A 17,945-nucleotide genomic window follows, 5' to 3' on the forward strand; every position below is an offset into this window, starting at 1 on the left:
CGGAAGACCATGGCTGAAATCAAGAACTATTCCCTGAACTTTGGTCCGCAGCACCCGGCAGCGCACGGTGTGCTGCGTCTGGTGTTGGAGCTCGATGGCGAGGTGGTGCAGCGCGCCGACCCGCACATCGGTCTGCTGCACCGCGCGACCGAAAAGCTGGCCGAAAGCAAGACCTATATCCAGTCGCTGCCCTATATGGACCGCCTGGATTACTGCTCGATGATGAGCAACGAGCACGCTTACTGCCTGGCCATTGAAAAACTGATGGGCATCGAAGTGCCCGTCCGTGCCCAGTACATCCGTGTGATGTTCTCGGAAATCACCCGCATCATGAATCACCTGATGTGGCTGGGTTCCTCGGGCAACGATGCCGGCAGCTCGACTATCCTGATCTACAGCTTCCGCGAGCGCGAAGCGCTGATGGACATGTACGAAGCAGTGTCGGGTGCGCGTATGCACGCGGCTTACTTCCGTCCCGGTGGCGTGTATCGCGACCTGCCGGACAGCATGCCCCAGTACAAGGCCAGCAAGGTGCGCAATGTGCGCTCCATGGAGGCTATGAACGAAGACCGCAAGGGCTCGCTGCTGGACTTCATCGATGCTTTCACGCAGCGCTTCCCCAAGTGTGCGGACGAGTACGAAACCCTGCTCACCGACAACCGCATCTGGAAGCAGCGTAACGTCGGCATCGGTGTGGTGTCTGCGGAACGCGCCATCAATCTGGGCCTGACCGGTCCCATGCTGCGCGCCTCGGGCCTGCCCTGGGACATGCGCAAGACCCAGCCCTACGAGGTCTACGACAAGCTGGACTTCGATATTCCGGTGGGTGCCACGGGCGACTGCTACGACCGCTATCTGGTTCGCATGGCCGAAATGCGCGAGTCCAACAAGATCATCAAGCAATGCGTGGACTGGCTGCGTGTCAATCCCGGCCCGGTGATCACGGACAATCACAAGGTTGCGCCCGCAAGCCGTGAAGCCATGAAGTCCAACATGGAAGAGCTGATTCACCACTTCAAGCTCTTTACCGAAGGCTTCAAGGTTCCCGAAGGCGAGGCTTACGCTTCCGTCGAGCATCCCAAGGGTGAGTTCGGCATTTATTTGATCAGCGATGGTGCCAACAAGCCCTATCGACTGAAGATTCGTCCACCAGGATTTGCGCACATGGCTGCTCTCGATGAACTGAGCCGTGGCCATATGCTGGCTGACGCCGTGATGGTGCTCAGTACCCTGGACATCGTGTTTGGAGACGTTGACCGATGATTACCGAAGCGACCAGAGAACGCTTTGCGCGTGAGGTGGCAAAGTATCCGGCTGACCAGAAACAGTCTGCCGTCATGGCTTGCCTGTCTATCGTGCAGCAGGAGCAGGGCTGGGTCAGCCAGGAAAGCGAGGCAGTGATTGCCGAAGTCCTGGGCATGGCCGAGATTGCGGTGCACGAAGTCACCACTTTCTACAATATGTACAACCAGCAACCCGTTGGCAAGTACAAGCTCAATGTCTGCACCAATCTGCCATGTCAGCTGCGCGACGGCTACAAGGCCTTGCACCACCTGGAGCACAAGCTGGGCATCAAGATGGGCGAGACCACCAAGGATGGCCTGTTCACGCTGCAGCAGTCCGAGTGCCTGGGCGCCTGCGCCGATTCGCCCGTGATGCTGGTCAACGACCGTTGCATGTGCAGCTTCATGAGCAATGAAAAGCTCGACGAGCTGGTTGACGGCCTGCGCGCAGCGGAGGGCAAGGCATGAGCACGATTCTGAACAATCCTGCCGCCAATGCCGTGCTGGCCAAGTTCGCATCGACCGGCAATGAAACCTGCTTCCACGACCGTCACATCAACCCCCAGATCTATGCGGATCTGAACGGCAGCAACTGGTCCATCAAGGACTATGAAGCACGCGGCGGCTATCAGGCCTTGCGCAAGCTGCTGGGCAAGGATGGCGGCGAAGGCCTGACACAAGATCAGGTCATCGCGACGCTCAAGGAATCCGGTCTGCGCGGCCGTGGCGGTGCGGGCTTCCCCACGGGTCTGAAGTGGAGCTTCATGCCCCGCCAGTTCCCCGGTCAGAAGCACCTGGTCTGCAACTCCGACGAGGGCGAACCTGGTACCTGCAAGGACCGCGACATTCTGATGTTCAACCCGCACATCGTGATCGAAGGCATGATCATTGCCGCTTTCGCGATGGGCATCAGCATCGGCTACAACTACATCCACGGCGAAATTTTCGAAGTCTATGAGCGCTTCGAGGCAGCCCTGGAAGAAGCCCGCGCGGCCGGTTATCTGGGTGACAACATCCTGGGCAGCAGCTTCAGCTTCCAGCTGCATGCCCACCATGGCTTTGGCGCCTATATCTGCGGCGAAGAAACCGCGCTGCTGGAATCGCTGGAAGGCAAGAAGGGTCAGCCCCGCTTCAAGCCGCCATTCCCCGCCAGCTTCGGTCTCTACGGCAAGCCCACGACCATCAACAACACCGAGACTTTTGCGGCCGTTCCCTGGATCATCCGCAACGGTGGCCAGGCCTATCTGGAATGTGGCAAGCCCAACAACGGCGGCACCAAGATCTTCTCGGTCAGCGGCGACGTGAACCTGCCCGGCAACTACGAAGTTCCCATGGGCACGCCTTTCAGCAAGCTGCTGGAGCTGGCCGGCGGTGTGCGCACCGGACGCAAGCTCAAGGCCGTGATCCCCGGCGGCTCTTCGTCGCCCGTGCTGCCTGCCGACATCATCATGGACTGCACGATGGACTATGACTCCATCTCCAAGGCCGGCTCCATGCTGGGTTCGGGCGCCGTGATCGTGATGGATGATTCGCGCGACATGGTCGAGTGCCTGCTGCGTCTGTCGTACTTCTATTCGCACGAGTCCTGCGGCCAGTGCACGCCTTGCCGTGAAGGCACGGGCTGGCTGTGGCGCGTGGTGAACCGTATTCAGCACGGCGAAGGCCGTCCGGAAGATATCGAGCTGTTGGACTCGGTATCCGTGAACATCATGGGCCGCACGATCTGTGCGCTCGGCGACGCGGCAGCCATGCCGGTTCGCGCCATGATCAAGCACTTCCGCCACGAGTTCGAAGCGAAGATCCAGAACGCTTCCAAACAGGCAGCATGAGCGCCTGATCGCGAGACAAGCATATGGTTGAAATTGAACTGGACGGAAAAAAGGTCGAGGTGACGGAAGGCAGCATGGTCATGCATGCAGCCGAGAAGGCCGGCACCTACATTCCTCACTTCTGCTACCACAAGAAGCTATCCATTGCGGCCAACTGCCGCATGTGCCTTGTGGATGTGGAAAAGGCTCCCAAGCCCATGCCCGCCTGCGCCACGCCAGTGACGCAGGGCATGATCGTGCGCACCAAGAGCGAGAAGGCCATCAAGGCACAACAGTCGGTGATGGAGTTCCTGCTCATCAATCACCCGCTGGACTGCCCCATCTGCGACCAGGGCGGCGAATGCCAGCTCCAGGATCTGGCAGTGGGTTATGGCAGCAGCTCTTCGCGTTACGAAGAAGAAAAGCGCGTGGTGTTCCACAAGAACGTGGGGCCGCTGATTTCCATGGAGGAAATGAGCCGCTGCATTCACTGCACACGTTGCGTGCGCTTTGGCCAGGAAGTGGCCGGCGTCATGGAACTGGGCATGATTCACCGTGGCGAGCATTCCGAGATCACCACCGTGGTGGGCGATAGCGTGGACTCCGAGCTGTCGGGCAATATGATCGACATCTGCCCCGTGGGCGCGTTGACCAGCAAGCCCTTCCGCTACAGCGCCCGTACCTGGGAACTGTCGCGCCGCAAGTCGGTGGCTCCCCATGACTCCACAGGCTCCAACCTGATCGTTCAGGTCAAGAACCACAAGGTCATGCGCGTTGTGCCCTTCGAGAACGAAGAAGTCAACGAATGCTGGATTGCCGACCGCGACCGCTTCTCCTATGAAGCGCTGAACAGCGACGAACGCCTCACCAAGCCCATGCTCAAGCAGGGCGGCGAGTGGAAGGAAGTCGACTGGCAGACCGCTCTGGAATATGTGGCCAACGGCCTGCAGCAGATCAAGAGCAACCATGGCGCCAGCGCCATCGGCGCTCTGGTCAGCCCTCACAGCACAGTGGAAGAGCTGTTCCTGGCCGGCAAGCTGGTGCGCGGCATCGGTAGCGAGAACATCGACTACCGTCTGCGCAATGCCGAGTTCGCTGCCACGCAAGGCGTGCAGTGGCTGGGTCTGCCCATCGCTGCATTGAGCAACCTGCAGTCGGCTCTGATCGTGGGCTCCAACCTGCGCAAGGACCATCCGCTGTTCGCGCAGCGCATTCGCCAGGCTGCCAAGAAGGGCTGCAAGGTCTTCGCCATCAACGATCGCATCCATGACTGGGCCTTGCCTGTCAACGCATCGGTGGTCGCTGCCGGCGACTGGGCTCAGGCTCTGGCCGATGTGGCCGCTGCCGTGGCCGAAGCCAAGGGTGTCTCGGCACCCGTGGCCGGTCAGGCCCATGACGAAGCCAAGGCGATTGCCGCTGCATTGCTGGCCGGCGAGCAAAAGGCCGTGCTGCTGGGCAATGCCGCAGCGCACCATGCTCAGGCTTCTGCACTGCTGGCTCTGGCCAGCTGGGTTGCCGAACAGACCGGTGCTGCCGTGGGCTATCTGACCGAAGCCGCCAACACGGTGGGCGCGCAATGGGTCAAGGCTATGCCTGCTGGCAACGGTCTGAATGCGGCTCAGATGATTGACGGTGGCCTGAAGGCTGCCATCTTGCTGAACAACGAGCCCGAGTTCGACAGCGCTGCTGGCAAGGCCGCCATTGCTGGTCTGAACAAGGCCGAGATGGTGGTGACTCTGAGCCCCTTCAAGGCCAATCTGGAATTCAGCGATGTGCTGCTGCCCATTGCTCCGTTCACGGAAACCTCGGGCAGCTTTGTCAACGCCGAAGGCCGTCTGCAGAGCTTCCACGCCGTGGTCAAGCCTCTGGCCGACACGCGTCCCGCATGGAAGGTGCTGCGCGTGCTGGCCAACCTGATGGGTGTGCCGGGCGTGGACTATGAGACGTCGCAGGACGTGCTGGCTGTGGCTACCGGCGGCGCTGCCCAAGTGCCAGCCAATGTGCTGAGCAACGCGGCCCAGGCCGTGAGCGCAGTGCCCGCCGGCAATGTGACTGCGCCTGCAGTCGCCAGCATTTACCAGCTCGACAGCATCGTGCGCCGCGCTACGTCGCTGCAATTGACGGCTGACGCTCGTCAGGTTCGTGAGGGAGGCGCCGCATGATCGACGCATTGAAAGCCTGGGGCGCGGGCCTGTCCGCCGCTCCTTTCTGGACCGATGTGGCCTGGCCCGTCATCTGGATTCTGCTCGGTATCGTGGCCATCGTGGCTCCCCTGATGGGTGCCGTGGCCTACCTCACGCTGTGGGAACGCAAGCTGCTGGGTTTCATGCAAATCCGTCTGGGCCCCAACCGCGTGGGTCCCTCGGGTCTGCTGCAGCCTCTGGCTGACGGCCTGAAGCTGCTGACCAAGGAACTGATTCAGCCCACGGCAGCTGCCAAGGGCCTGTTCTATGTGGGCCCCGTCATGGCCATCATGCCGGCCCTGGCGGCCTGGGTGGTGATTCCCTTTGCCCCCGATGTGGCCCTGGCCAACGTGAATGCAGGTCTGCTGCTGCTCATGGCCATCACTTCCATCGAAGTCTATGGCGTGATCATTGCGGGCTGGGCTTCCAACTCCAAGTACGCCTTCCTGGGCGCGCTGCGTGCCTCGGCCCAGATGGTGAGCTACGAAATCGCGCTGGGCTTCTGTTTCCTGGTGGTCATCATGGTCACGGGCAGCATGAACCTCTCGGCCATCGTGATGAGCCAGGGTCAAGGTCAGTTCGCATCCATGGGCATGAGCATCCTGTCCTGGAACTGGTTGCCCCTGCTGCCCATCTTCATCGTCTACCTGATCTCGGTCGTTGCCGAAACCAACCGTCACCCGTTTGACGTGGTCGAAGGCGAAGCCGAAATCGTGGCAGGTCACATGGTCGAGTACTCGGGCATGGGCTTTGCGGTCTTCTTCCTGGCCGAATACGCGAGCATGTGGCTGGTTTCCATCCTGGCCGTGATCATGTTCCTGGGCGGCTGGTTGCCTCCGTTCGACTTCCTGGGTTTCATCCCCGGTTGGATCTGGCTGGCGATCAAGACCTTCCTGGTGGTGTCGTGCTTCATCTGGATTCGCGCTACCTTCCCGCGCTTCCGTTATGACCAGATCATGCGTCTGGGTTGGAAGATCTTCATTCCCGTCACCCTGGTGTGGCTGGTGGTTGTGGGTGCTTGGCTGTACTCGCCCTGGAACATCTGGAAATAAGCGGAGTACGTATGTCTGCAGTAGCTGCAACACCTTTCTCCTTCAAGGATTTCCTCAAGAGCTTCATGCTCTGGGAACTGGCCAAGGGCATGGCCCTGACTGGCCGCTACACCTTCCGTCGCAAGATCACGGTGCAGTTCCCTGAGGAAAAAACACCTCAGTCGCCACGCTTCCGTGGTCTGCACGCCCTGCGCCGTTACGAAAACGGCGAAGAGCGCTGCATTGCCTGCAAGCTTTGCGAAGCCGTGTGCCCTGCCATGGCCATCACCATCGAGTCCGATGTGCGTGACGACGGCTCGCGCCGTACCACGCGCTATGACATCGATCTGACCAAGTGCATCTTCTGCGGCTTCTGCGAAGAAAGCTGCCCGGTGGACTCCATCGTGGAGACGCACATCTTCGAATACCACGGCGAAAAGCGCGGTGATCTCTACTTCACCAAGGACATGCTCCTGGCAGTGGGTGACCGTTATGAAGCCGAGATCGCTGCCAACAAGGCAGCAGATGCCAAGTACCGCTGAAGCGGCTCCTTGATCACTTGAAAAGATTCGATCCATGGACGCCAAAACTGGTTTTTTCTATCTGTTCTCGGTCGTGCTGCTGTTTGCAGCCTTCCGGGTTGTCACGGCTCGCAACCCTGTGCACGCCGTGCTCAATCTGATTCTGGCCTTCTCGCAGGCTGCCGCCATCTGGCTGCTGCTCAAGGCTGAATTCCTCGGCATCGCTCTGGTGCTGGTCTATCTGGGCGCTGTGATGGTGCTGTTCCTGTTCGTGGTGATGATGCTCGATATCCGTATCGACTCCATGCGCCGCGGTTTCTGGAAGCATTTCCCGTTCGCCGCCCTGATCGGTGTGCTGATTGCCTTTGAAATGGGCATGGTGCTGATGGGCGGTTTCGGTGATGTCGAAGACGCCAAGGCTGTTGGTGCGACCATGGTCAATGCCGCCGGCCAGACCGTTCCTTACTCGAACACACAGGCTCTGGGCAAGCTGCTGTACACGGAATACCTGTATCCCGTGGAAATTGCGGCCGTGATCCTGCTGGTGGCCATGATTGCCGCAATTGCCCTGACGCTGCGCAAGCGCAAGGACAGCAAGGCCATGAACCCTGCAGATCAAATTCGTGTACGCGCCTCTGACCGCATCAAGCTGGTCAAGGTCGACAGCACCAAGCCTGCACAAAAACCTGACGCTGAAGCCGCGGCTGCAGCGCCTGCTGTGGAGACAAAAGCATGACGCTGACTTTGGGCCACTTCCTGACGCTGGGTGCCATGCTGTTTGCACTCTCCGTGGTTGGCATCTTTCTGAACCGCAAGAACCTGATCGTCTTGCTCATGGCCATCGAGCTGATGCTGCTGGCCGTGAACATGAACTTTGTCGCGTTTTCCAGCTATCTGGGCGACATGCACGGCCAGGTGTTCGTGTTTTTCATCCTGACAGTGGCTGCTGCTGAATCGGCCATCGGTCTGGCGATCTTGGTGCTGCTGTTCCGTAACAAGACAAGCATCGATGCGGAAGATCTCAACGCCCTCAAGGGTTGAGTCCGCCGTAACTTGCAAGGTTCTCAAGAAATGAGTCAAACCCTTTCTGCATCCATGCTGCTTGCGGTGCCGTTGGCACCGCTGGTCGGCTCCGCACTCGCGGGTATCTGGGGCACGGCCTTTGGCGGCAACAAGATTGGTCGCACCGGCAGCAGTTCCCTGACGATTCTGAGCGTGCTCCTGGCCTTCGTTCTGTCGGCCCTCACGTTCAAGGCTGTCGTGTTCGACGGCGCAAAGTTCAACGAAACCATCTACACCTGGATGGTTGTCGGTGGCCTGAAGATGGAAGTCGGTTTCCTGATCGACTCCATCACGGCCATGATGATGTGCGTGGTGACCTTTGTGTCGCTGATGGTTCACATCTACACCATGGGCTACATGGAAGAGGATGACGGCTACAACCGTTTCTTCTCCTATATCTCGCTGTTCACCTTCTCCATGTTGATGCTCGTGATGAGCAACAACCTGCTGCAGCTGTTCTTCGGCTGGGAAGCCGTGGGCCTGGTGTCCTATCTGCTGATCGGTTTCTACTACAAGAAGCCTACGGCTATCTTCGCGAACCTGAAGGCCTTCCTGGTCAACCGCGTGGGTGACTTCGGCTTCATTCTGGGTATCGGCCTGATTGCTGCCTATACCGGCACGCTGAACTACTCTGAAATCTTTGCCAAGCTGCCAGAGATCCAGAACACCCAGCTGCCCGGTACGGGCTGGCTGTTGGTGACCGTGACTGCCATCTGCCTGTTCATCGGCGCAATGGGCAAGTCGGCACAGTTTCCGCTGCACGCTTGGCTGCCGGACTCCATGGAAGGCCCCACGCCTATCTCCGCGCTGATTCACGCAGCGACCATGGTGACGGCTGGCATCTTCATGGTGTCGCGCATGTCTCCTCTGTATGAGCTGTCGGATGTTGCGCTGAACTTCATCCTGGTGATCGGCTCCATCACAGCGCTGTTCATGGGTATCCTGGGCATCATCCAGAACGACATCAAGCGCGTGATTGCGTACTCCACGCTGTCCCAGCTGGGCTATATGACCATCGCTCTGGGTGTGTCGGCCTACTCGGTGTCCGTGTTCCACCTGATGACCCACGCCTTCTTCAAGGCGCTGCTGTTCCTCGGTGCCGGCTCCGTCATCATGGGCATGCACCACAATCAGGACATCCGCTGGATGGGCGGCGTGCGCAAGTACATGCCCATCACCTGGATCACCTTCCTGCTGGGTAACCTCGCGCTGATCGGCACGCCGTTCTTCTCGGGCTTCTACTCCAAGGATGCCATCATCGAGGCGGTTCACGCTTCCAACCTGCCTGCTGCCGGCTTTGCCAATTTTGCAGTTCTGGCCGGTGTGTTCATCACGGCTTTCTACTCCTTCCGTCTGTACTTCATCGTCTTCCACGGCAAGGAGCGCTACGACCAGAACCCCGATGCCCACCATGATGACCACCACGGTCATGACGACCACGGCCATGGCCATGATGCCAAGCCCCACGAGTCGCCTCTGGTGGTGACCGGTCCTCTGGTGCTGCTGGCCATTCCTTCGGTGGTGATCGGTGCGATTGCGCTGATGCCCATGCTGTTTGGCGACTTCTTCAAGGGCGTGATCCACGTCGATGGCTCCAAGCATGGCGCCATGGCCGAACTGGCCGAGAAGATCCACGGCTGGGTGCCCATGGCACTGCACGGCTTCACGGCTGCACCGTTCTGGCTGGCTCTGGCCGGTGTGGTGGTGTCCTATGTGTTCTACATGGTCAAGCCCGAGATTCCTGCCGCCATCATGGCTTTCTCCAAGAAGATTGGTCTCTACCAGGTTCTGGAAGGCAAGTACGGCGTGGACTGGGTGTACGAGAACATCTTCGCCCGCGGCTCCCGTGCCTTCGGTACCTTCTTCTGGAAGGCCGGCGATCAGGCCATCATCGATGGCGCCATCGTGAACGGCTCCTGGAAGCTCATGGCCAAGTTCGGTCAGTGGGTGCGCGGCCTGCAAACAGGCTATCTCTATCACTACGCGTTGGTCATGCTGCTGGGTATCGTTGCCCTCATGACGTACTTCGTGTGGCTCAACAAGTAGTAGGGGAAGAACAAAAATGGGTTTGTTGAGTCTTTCTATCTGGGTGCCGATTGCTTTTGGCGCCCTCCTGCTGGCCTTCAGCAAAGAAGGGCAGGCCAACGCGGTGCGCTGGCTGGCACTGATCGGTGCGCTGATCGGTTTTGCGGTGACCATTCCTCTGGTCACCGGCTTCGACACCACGACTGCCAATATGCAGTTTGTGGAGAACGCGCTCTGGATTGAGCGCTTCAACATCCACTACCACCTGGGCGTGGATGGCATCTCCATGTGGTTTGTGCCGCTGACGGCCTTCATCACCGTCATCGTGGTGATCGCCTCTTGGACCAACATCACCGAGCGCGTCAACCAGTACATGGCCGCTTTCCTGATCCTGTCGGGTCTGATGATCGGTGTGTTCGCGTCTCTGGATGGCATGCTGTTCTATGTGTTCTTCGAAGCGACTCTGATCCCGATGTATCTGATCATCGGTATCTGGGGTGGTCCGAACAAGATCTACGCAGCCTTCAAGTTCTTCCTGTACACCTTGATGGGCTCGCTGCTCACACTGGTCGCTCTGATCTATCTGTACACCCAATCGGGCGGCAGCTTCGAGATCCTGGACTGGCACAAGCTGCCCCTGTCCGGTACCGCACAGACGCTGATCTTCTTCGCCTTCTTCGCCGCTTTTGCGGTGAAGGTGCCCATGTTCCCGGTCCACACCTGGCTGCCTGACGTTCACGTTGAAGCTCCTACCGGCGGTTCCGCCGTGCTGGCCGCCATCATGCTGAAGCTGGGTGCCTATGGTTTCCTGCGCTTCTCTCTGCCCATTGCTCCCGATGCGGCGCATGAGTGGTCGGGCCTGATGATCACGCTGTCGCTGATTGCCGTGATCTATGTGGGTGTGGTGGCTCTGGTGCAAAAGGACATGAAGAAGCTGGTAGCTTATTCGTCCGTGGCTCACATGGGCTTTGTGACCCTGGGCTTCTTCATGTTCAACAACCTGGGCATCTCCGGTGGCCTGGTGCAGATGATTGCCCACGGTTTCGTGTCCGGCGCCATGTTCCTGTGCATCGGCGTGCTGTACGACCGCGTTCACTCCCGCGAAATCGCCGCTTACGGCGGTGTGGTCAACACCATGCCCAAGTTCGCTGCCTTTGCCCTGCTGTTCGCCATGGCCAACTGCGGTCTGCCTGCAACCGCCGGTTTTGTCGGCGAGTGGATGGTGATCCTGGGTGCCGTGCAATACAACTTCTGGATTGGTCTGGGCGCTGCAACCGCTCTGATCTTCGGCGCTGCCTACACCCTGTGGATGTACAAGCGCGTGTACCTGGGTGCCGTGGCCAACGACCATGTGGCTGAACTCAAGGACATCAACTGCCGCGAATTCCTGGTGCTGGGCCTGCTGGCCGCGGCCGTGCTGGTCATGGGTCTGTATCCCAAGCCCTTCACCGATGTGATGGATGTGTCTGTGGCAGAGCTCATCAAGCATGTGGCTGTGAGCAAGCTCAACTGACCAGACTGAAACGAGAGACACGAGATGATTGACAACATCAGCTGGCTGGCGATCTACCCGGAGATCACTCTCCTGGTCATGGCCTGCGTCATTGCCTTGGTGGACCTGGGCGTCAAGAGCGCCCGTCGCACCGGCACCTATGTTCTGACCATGCTCACCCTGCTTGTCGTGGCGGTGATGCAAGGCATGTACGCCGCGAGCGGCAATACCTTCTACGGCTGGGGCAACATGGTTGTCTCGGACGCCATGGGCAACTGGCTCAAGTGCTTTGCCACTATCGCCGTGATGATCACCATGGTCTACGGCCGCCCTTATGCGGCCGAGCGCGACATGCTGCGCGGCGGTGAGTTCTTCACACTGTCCATGCTGGCCCTGCTGGGCATGTTCATCATGATCAGCGGCAACAACTTCCTGGTCCTGTATCTGGGCCTGGAGCTGCTGACACTGTCCAGCTATGCGCTGGTGGCTCTGCGCCGTGACCACACCGTGTCCGTCGAAGCCGCCATGAAGTACTTCGTTCTGGGTGCCATGGCTTCCGGTTTCCTGCTGTACGGCATGTCCATGCTCTACGGCGCCACCGGTTCGCTGGATATCGGACAGGTCTTCAAGGCCATCAATTCCGGTGAAATCAAGCACCAGGTGCTGGTCTTCGGTCTGGTCTTCGTGGTCGCCGGTCTGGCCTTCAAGCTGGGTGTGGTTCCCTTCCACATGTGGGTGCCCGACGTTTACCAGGGTGCACCTACCGCCATCACTGCCTTGATCGGCGGCGCGCCCAAGCTGGCTGCCTTTGCCATGACCATCCGCCTGCTGGTGGACGGCCTGCTGCCGCTGGCCATCGATTGGCAGCAGATGCTGATGGTGCTGGCCGTCTGCTCGCTGCTCATCGGCAACCTGGCCGGTCTGCAGCAGACCAGCCTCAAGCGCATGCTGGCTTACTCGACGATTTCCCAGATGGGCTTCGTGCTGCTGGGTCTGATGTCGGGTGTGGTGGACGGCAAGGTCGATCCTGCCACCGTCGAAAATGCCTACAGCTCGGCGATGTTCTACATCGTGACCTATGTGCTGACCGCCCTGGCTTCCTTCGGCGTGATCCTGCTGCTGGCCCGCGAAGGCTTTGAAAGCGAAGAGATCGCCGATCTGGCCGGCCTGAACCAGCGCAGCCCGCTGTACGCCGGCGTGATGGCGATCTGCCTGTTCTCCATGGCCGGTATTCCTCCGCTGGTCGGCTTCTACGCCAAGCTGTCCGTGCTGCAGGCACTGGTCGCTTCGGGCAGCAGCCTGTACATCGGTCTGGCCGTGTTCGCCGTGATCATGTCGCTGATCGGCGCCTTCTATTACCTGCGCGTGGTCAAGGTCATGTACTTTGATGCTCCAATCACTGCTACCAGCGTGTCTGCCCCTCTGGATGTACGCGTTGTGCTGACGATCAACGGTGCGCTGGTTCTGCTGCTGGGTATCCTGCCCGGCGGTCTGATGGCCTTGTGCGCTGACGCCGTTGTGCGTGCCCTGGCTTCCTGATAAGACGAATGTGATGAGGGCTTGATGCCCTCATCGCTTTTTCTAGGAATGACTTTGTGTCTATAACCGCCTCTATCTGGCTCATCATCTTGGCTGCCCTTGTGGCAGCCAATTTGCCTTTTATCAACCAGCGTCTGGGCATCATCGGCCCCGTCATGGCCGGTCGCAAGCCGCTGTGGGTGCGCCTGCTGGAAATGATTGCCCTGTACCTGCTGGTGGGCGGCCTGGGCTTGCTGCTGGAGCGTCGCGCCGGTCAGATATCCCCCCAAGGCTGGGAGTTCTATGCCATTACTGCTACGCTGTTTTTGACGCTGGCATTTCCCGGCTTCGTTTATCGCTATCTGGTTCACCGCAAGGGTTGAGTGGCGCCATGAAAGTGCTTGATCTTCACTGCCCTGCAGGCCATGTCTTTGAAGGCTGGTTTGCTTCGGAAGATGATTTTCAGAATCAGCTGCAGCGCAAGCTGGTGGAATGTCCTGTTTGCGGCGACAGTGATGTGACCAAGCGCTTGAGTGCTCCCCGTCTCAATCTGGGCGCACAGCCGCCCAAATCTGCCCAGACTGCGAAACCGGCTCCTGCCGCAGCGCCGGAGCTTCCCGTCGCCGTACCCGAGATCAGCGCCGAGGCGCGGGCACATCTGCAGTCCATGCATGCCGCCTGGATGCAGTGGTCGCGCCAGGTTGCGCAAAATACCGAGGACGTCGGCAAAAAATTCGCCGAAGAGGCGCGCCGCATTCACTACGGTGAAACCGAGGAGCGCGCCATTCGCGGCCAGACCAGCGCCCAGGAGGCCATGGAGCTGCTGGAAGAGGGCATTGGCGTCCTGCCCCTGGCCTTGCCCGAGTCGGCCAGTGGCGAAGGCGGCAGCGGTAGCCTGCAATAAGACAACCCCGCTTCCGGTCAGCGCCCTGCGGCTTCAGCTCAGTTGCTGATAGATCGCGTCGGCCAGAGTCTGCAGGCGCTCGCGCGGCAGGGAGGCACTCAAGGCATAGCCTTGCCGGCCATCGATCCAGTAAAAGCCATGGCTTGCACCGTCGCTGCTCCATTGAAAGGAGGCAGGGGCGGAGGTGGCTGCCGTCCCGGGCTTGAGCACCGAGACATACAGGGTGACGCGCTGGCCGGCCTGATCCTCGTACATGAACTGGGCGCGGGCCTGGCCGGTCTCCCCGGGCAGCAGCCGCCCGCCCATGAGATGAAAGCCCTGGGCTTCCAGCACCGGCGGCTTGAGCGCAACTCCCAGCCGCTTGGACAGCCACTGCACCAGATGCGCCTGCTGCTGTGCCGCGACCTCGACGGGGTGGCGCTGCTCGGGCACATAGACGGCATGGGCAGCAGCTGCCTCGCGGACAAAGCCTGGCAACTGCACGGCCGTGTCGGCCGGCGGCGAGCCGGATTTTTGCTGGCCTGCACCATAGCCAAGTCCCAGGCCCACGCTGAGCATGATGCCTGCGGCCAGCGCATGTTGCCAGCGCCACAGCAGCGCCGGCTTTTGCAGGGATAGTATGAGCCGGGGCGGGACCGGCTCTTCGAGCAATTGCGCATGCAGAGCCTGAAGGCCCGCGTTCTGGGCCTGAATGGCGGCCATGCGCGCTGCTTCATCGGGATGTTCGGCCAGCCATTGCGCCACCGTCGCGGCGGCATCGGGCTGCAACTCTCCATCCACCCAGGCATGCAGCGTGGCTTCATCGGGGCGCTGGGGTGTCATTGCACTTTCCTTCATTTGACAGCCCTCAACACGGTCGTCGCGGGTCTTTCTCCTTCCATGAGGCGCCTGAGCTGCTCGCGGGCACGCGAGAGGCGCGACATCACCGTTCCCACGGGAACGCCCAGCATCTGCGCGGCTTCGCCATAGCTGAACTGCTCCATGCCGATCAGCAGCAGCACCTCGCGTGCCTGCGGCGTGAGATGGGACAGGGCCCGCTCCAGATCCAGTTGCAGCGTCAGTCTGGGCATGGGGTCGTGAGGCGTGTCCTGCGCCTCGTCAAGCTCCACCATGCGATGCCGCGAGGACTGCTGCCACTGATTGGCATAGAGGTTGTGCATCAAGGTCAGCAGCCAGCTGAGCAAGGCCTTTTGCACCTGCTCGGTCGAGGCGGCGGCCGGCGGCTGCCATAGGGCCCACTTCTGGCAGGCGCGCTCCAGGGTGTCCTGCACCAGATCGTCTGCCAGCGCGGCATCGCCCGCCAGCGCACGCGCATAGCGGCGCAGGCGGGGAATATGGACCAGGGCGGCGTCGACCTTCACTCAAGGCTTGGCGACATGCCAGCTATTGTTGAGAAAGCCGTCACCCGTCATGTCGCCGGGCTTGGCATCCTTGACCCAGTGATAGAGGGGGCGGCCCTTGTAAGCCCACTGCTTGCTGCCGTCGTCGCGCATCACCACGCTCCAGTCGCCGATCGGCGCCGCATTCGCGGGGGCCATCAAAGGCGGCCAGTTGGTGGCGCAGCCGCCGTTGCAGACGCTTTTGCCGGAGCCTGCGGCATCCTTGTCAAAGACGTAGAGCGTCATCTGGGTCGGTCCGACCAGCACGCCGTTGAGGGTGGTGGCAGGGGATTTTGCCGAAGTGACCGAGCCGGTCGAGCAGGCCGCCAGCAGGGCGGCGGAAGCTAGCGTCAGAGAAGCGATGCGAAACATGAGGTCTCTCCTTGTGGTTGACCTGCAGTAAACAGTTCTGCAAGGGGTTTTATTCCATTCGTTTTCACGCAGGAACTCAAGAGCAGCGCGGCAGGTCTTGCAGGCATGGCCTCAGGCATCGATTGCTGAATAATTTGATAGCTGCTATTGCCGATTGAGTATTTATTTCATGGATAAAAGAGCATGAAATTCATATGAGGCAATCGGAAGAAGCTTTTAAATTAATAGCGATATGGCTGTTCTTTGTCGCCCTTGATTTTTAAGGACGACAAATGGCAAGCATATTTGCGAGCATTGGGCTAGTAACCCGGTTACTCCAGTGGGAATTGAGCGACTCAGGGTTTACGGCATCAGGGCCAATCTGGGGAGCGCTGTGCTATGAGGGCGCATTTCGCCCAGTCTTACTAATATTGATAGCGCAATATGTATAAGGCATAAGCTTTTTTAGAGATTCCGAAGTGGATGCTGACATTCCTGGGGATGCCTCTGTCTCTGGCGTGGCTTGCAGTTGCGATGAGTTTGAAGTTTGCAGTTACTTCTGTTGTTGCTATTTGTTTTATGGAAGATTAGGGAAAGCATAAGTCCGATGGCTCTTCATTCCTAGGAGTTTCCCGCTGCGGCACTGCAGCATGAAAGACCAAGATGCCGCTCAGGCAGAGGAAGTACAGCAAGTTGCTCCCCTCTTTGTTTTGCAGCATTCAGGACTGACGGCCAGCGCATGAGCGACCTTATTCTCGAAACCAGGCAACTCACCAAAGAGTTCAAAGGCTTTACCGCCGTCAGCAAGGTGGATCTGGCCGTGCAGCGTGGCTCCATTCACGCGCTGATCGGGCCCAATGGAGCAGGCAAGACCACTTGCTTCAATCTGCTGACCAAGTTTCTGGAGCCCACTTCCGGGAGCATCCAGTTCAACGGGCTGGACATTACCCGCGAGGCGCCGGCACAGATTGCGCGACGCGGCGTGATTCGCTCGTTTCAGATTTCCGCCGTGTTTCCGCACTGCACCTTGCTGGAGAACGTGCGCATAGGCCTGCAGCGCCAGCTGGGCACGGCCTATCAGTTCTGGACCAGCGAGAAGACACTCAATCAGCTCAATGACCGCGCCATGGAACTGCTGACCGAAGTCGGGCTGCAGGACCTGGCCGATGAAGTGACCGTGAACCTGCCTTATGGGCGCAAGCGCGCCCTGGAAATTGCGACCACGCTGGCCATGGAGCCCGAGCTGATGCTGCTGGACGAACCCACACAGGGCATGGGCCATGAGGATGTGGATCGCGTGACCCAGCTCATCAAGAAGGTCTCTGCCGGCCGCACCATCCTGATGGTGGAGCACAACATGAAGGTGATTGCCACCATCGCCGATCGCATCACCGTGCTGCAGCGCGGCGCCGTTCTGGCCGAAGGGCGCTACGAAGAGGTTTCGCGCAATCCGCAGGTGATGGAAGCCTATATGGGGACCACGGACGGACAGCTTCAGGGAGGGCATTGAATGCTCCCCCTGTGCCGCTCACGCGGCTTCCCCCTGAGGGGGACGGCAGCCTCGGTGCGGGGCGGCTCTTCCTCGCTGCCTCTTTGATGGTTTCGTGCGTGATTTGAGTGATACGAATGAATAAGACAAGTACTCCGGCGCTGGAAATTTCGGGACTCAATGCCTGGTATGGCGAATCCCATGTGCTGCATGGCATGGATCTGGTGGTCAATCCCGGCGAGGTGGTGACCCTGCTGGGCCGCAATGGCGCAGGGCGCACTTCCACGCTGCGCGCCATCATGGGGTTGACCGGCTCGCGCAAGGGCTCGATCAGGATCAATGGCGTGGAAACCATTCACATGCCCACGCACAAGATCGCCCACCTGGGCGTGGGTTACTGCCCCGAGGAGCGCGGCATTTTCTCCAGCCTGTCCTGTGAAGAGAATCTGATGCTGCCGCCGCCGCTCAAGACCGGCGAGCCGGGGATGAGCATCGACGAGATCTACCAGATGTTCCCCAACCTCTATGAGCGCAGGAACAGCCAGGGCACGCGCCTTTCGGGCGGCGAGCAGCAGATGCTGGCCGTGGCGCGGATCCTGCGAACGGGCGCGCGCCTGCTGCTGCTCGATGAAATTTCCGAAGGCCTGGCCCCCGTCATCGTCCAGACCCTGGCTCGCATGATCACCACGCTGCGCGAAAAGGGCTACACCGTGGTGATGGTGGAGCAGAACTTCCGCTTTGCCGCGCCGCTGGCCGACCGCTTCTATGTGGTCGAGCACGGTCATGTCGCTTTGCGCTTCGGAGCCAGCGAACTGGACGAGAAGATGTCCGTACTCAACGAGCTGCTGGGTGTCTGAGCCTGCAAGCAATTCCATTTCGTTCATAACAAAGAACCAACC

The 17,945-nt window shown here is 59.9% G+C and carries 18 protein-coding genes; 15 read left to right on the plus strand and 3 right to left on the minus strand.

Annotated elements, in window-relative coordinates:
• Positions 1-9 precede the first annotated feature (9 nt).
• Genes CSE6_RS04110 through CSE6_RS04170 form a run of 13 tightly spaced genes read left to right on the plus strand, consistent with a single transcriptional unit; the run spans position 10 to position 13,827 of the window.
• A complete protein-coding gene (locus CSE6_RS04110; RefSeq protein WP_059439940.1) occupies positions 10-1,263 on the plus strand; it encodes an NADH-quinone oxidoreductase subunit D in 1,254 nt (417 codons plus the stop codon).
• Positions 1,260-1,751: an NADH-quinone oxidoreductase subunit NuoE gene (gene nuoE / locus CSE6_RS04115; protein WP_003057829.1), complete on the plus strand. Its 492-nt coding sequence runs from the start codon at positions 1,260-1,262 to the stop codon at positions 1,749-1,751. The genes CSE6_RS04110 and nuoE overlap by 4 nt, the downstream gene beginning before the upstream one ends.
• Complete coding sequence (gene nuoF, locus CSE6_RS04120; protein ID WP_003064388.1) at positions 1,748-3,112, plus strand: NADH-quinone oxidoreductase subunit NuoF; 1,365 nt, start codon at positions 1,748-1,750, stop codon at positions 3,110-3,112. The genes nuoE and nuoF overlap by 4 nt, the downstream gene beginning before the upstream one ends.
• A 23-nt stretch (positions 3,113-3,135) precedes the next feature.
• A complete protein-coding gene (gene nuoG / locus CSE6_RS04125; RefSeq protein ID WP_059439941.1) occupies positions 3,136-5,253 on the plus strand; it encodes an NADH-quinone oxidoreductase subunit NuoG in 2,118 nt (705 codons plus the stop codon).
• Positions 5,250-6,326, plus strand: coding sequence for an NADH-quinone oxidoreductase subunit NuoH (gene nuoH / locus CSE6_RS04130; RefSeq protein WP_003057825.1), 1,077 nt, complete (start codon positions 5,250-5,252; stop codon positions 6,324-6,326). Before nuoG ends, nuoH begins: the two co-directional genes overlap by 4 nt.
• A gap of 11 nt (positions 6,327-6,337) precedes the next feature.
• Positions 6,338-6,847, plus strand: coding sequence for an NADH-quinone oxidoreductase subunit NuoI (nuoI, locus tag CSE6_RS04135; protein WP_003057824.1), 510 nt, complete (start codon positions 6,338-6,340; stop codon positions 6,845-6,847).
• Positions 6,848-6,881: 34 nt separating this feature from the next.
• Positions 6,882-7,562, plus strand: a complete 681-nt coding sequence (locus CSE6_RS04140; protein WP_003076492.1) for an NADH-quinone oxidoreductase subunit J — start codon at positions 6,882-6,884, stop codon at positions 7,560-7,562.
• The gene (gene nuoK, locus CSE6_RS04145; RefSeq protein WP_003057821.1) at positions 7,559-7,867 is read left to right on the plus strand and encodes an NADH-quinone oxidoreductase subunit NuoK; all 309 of its coding nucleotides are present in this window, start codon (positions 7,559-7,561) and stop codon (positions 7,865-7,867) included. The genes CSE6_RS04140 and nuoK overlap by 4 nt, the downstream gene beginning before the upstream one ends.
• A gap of 30 nt (positions 7,868-7,897) precedes the next feature.
• The gene (gene nuoL / locus CSE6_RS04150) at positions 7,898-9,934 is read left to right on the plus strand and encodes an NADH-quinone oxidoreductase subunit L (RefSeq protein WP_177340986.1); all 2,037 of its coding nucleotides are present in this window, start codon (positions 7,898-7,900) and stop codon (positions 9,932-9,934) included.
• Positions 9,935-9,950: 16 nt separating this feature from the next.
• Positions 9,951-11,426 (plus strand): NADH-quinone oxidoreductase subunit M, encoded by a 1,476-nt coding sequence (locus CSE6_RS04155; protein WP_003064396.1) that lies wholly within the window; start codon positions 9,951-9,953, stop codon positions 11,424-11,426.
• Positions 11,427-11,450: 24 nt separating this feature from the next.
• Positions 11,451-12,944: an NADH-quinone oxidoreductase subunit NuoN gene (gene nuoN, locus CSE6_RS04160; protein WP_003064398.1), complete on the plus strand. Its 1,494-nt coding sequence runs from the start codon at positions 11,451-11,453 to the stop codon at positions 12,942-12,944.
• A 56-nt stretch (positions 12,945-13,000) separates the two neighbouring features.
• Positions 13,001-13,306 (plus strand): DUF2818 family protein, encoded by a 306-nt coding sequence (locus tag CSE6_RS04165; RefSeq protein WP_003076486.1) that lies wholly within the window; start codon positions 13,001-13,003, stop codon positions 13,304-13,306.
• A gap of 8 nt (positions 13,307-13,314) precedes the next feature.
• Positions 13,315-13,827, plus strand: coding sequence for a DUF1178 family protein (locus tag CSE6_RS04170; RefSeq protein ID WP_034359797.1), 513 nt, complete (start codon positions 13,315-13,317; stop codon positions 13,825-13,827).
• 33 nt (positions 13,828-13,860) lie between these two features.
• On the opposite strand, the gene CSE6_RS04175 is transcribed toward CSE6_RS04170, so the two are convergent.
• The 3 genes from CSE6_RS04175 to CSE6_RS04185 are packed head-to-tail and all read right to left on the minus strand — an operon-like array spanning position 13,861 to position 15,578.
• Entirely contained in the window at positions 13,861-14,649 is a 789-nt protein-coding gene (locus CSE6_RS04175) for an anti-sigma factor (RefSeq protein WP_059439961.1), read from the minus strand.
• Positions 14,650-14,660: 11 nt separating this feature from the next.
• Positions 14,661-15,188, minus strand: a complete 528-nt coding sequence (locus CSE6_RS04180) for an RNA polymerase sigma factor (RefSeq protein WP_034408699.1) — start codon at positions 15,186-15,188, stop codon at positions 14,661-14,663.
• Positions 15,189-15,578, minus strand: a complete 390-nt coding sequence (locus CSE6_RS04185) for a hypothetical protein (RefSeq protein WP_003064405.1) — start codon at positions 15,576-15,578, stop codon at positions 15,189-15,191. It abuts the gene before it with no gap.
• Positions 15,579-16,296: 718 nt separating this feature from the next.
• On the opposite strand from CSE6_RS04185, the gene CSE6_RS04190 reads away from it, so the two are divergent.
• Positions 16,297-17,067 (plus strand): ABC transporter ATP-binding protein, encoded by a 771-nt coding sequence (locus CSE6_RS04190; protein ID WP_034359801.1) that lies wholly within the window; start codon positions 16,297-16,299, stop codon positions 17,065-17,067.
• A gap of 116 nt (positions 17,068-17,183) precedes the next feature.
• Positions 17,184-17,903 (plus strand): ABC transporter ATP-binding protein, encoded by a 720-nt coding sequence (locus CSE6_RS04195; RefSeq protein WP_003064410.1) that lies wholly within the window; start codon positions 17,184-17,186, stop codon positions 17,901-17,903.
• The last annotated feature ends 42 nt before the right edge of the window (positions 17,904-17,945 follow it).

Origin of the sequence: Comamonas sp. E6 (genome assembly GCF_001010305.1) — a bacterium.
In the GTDB taxonomy this organism is placed as follows: Bacteria; Pseudomonadota; Gammaproteobacteria; order Burkholderiales; family Burkholderiaceae_C; genus Comamonas; species Comamonas thiooxydans.